The sequence below is a fragment of the Paraburkholderia sp. SIMBA_054 genome, assembly GCF_046534875.1.
GTDB classification, from domain to species: domain Bacteria; phylum Pseudomonadota; class Gammaproteobacteria; order Burkholderiales; family Burkholderiaceae; genus Paraburkholderia; species Paraburkholderia hospita.
Genome location: NZ_JAWRXV010000610.1, coordinates 1 through 280, shown reverse-complemented (window position 1 = coordinate 280; position 280 = coordinate 1). Strand labels below are relative to the sequence as shown.

Annotated in this window: 1 protein-coding gene; it reads left to right on the top strand. The window is 65.0% G+C overall.

Annotation, left to right across the window (positions count from 1 at the left end; translation table 11 throughout):
• Positions 1 to 280 (top strand): IS110 family transposase (locus SB822_RS56535; protein WP_410859031.1); only part of this gene is annotated, 280 nt, incomplete at both ends.

The window sequence follows — 280 nt, the reverse complement described above, 5'->3', positions numbered from 1 at the left end:
CCATCAGCGCTTGGCCCGATGGCTATTGGCATTGCACCCACGCCAGATAGTCCTCGAATCGACCGGCCGCTACGACCTGGCGCTGGTCGATGCCTTGTTCCAGGCCAAACTGCCGGTGGTGCGGATCAATCCGCGACAGGTGCGCGACTTTGCCAAGGCTACCGGCCAGTTGGCCAAGACCGATCGGCTCGATGCCTTCGTGCTGGCACGAATGGGCCAGGTCCTGGAGCTGCCGCGTTACGCGCCCAAGGCGAGCTGGCAGCGTCGGCTGGCCGAATGG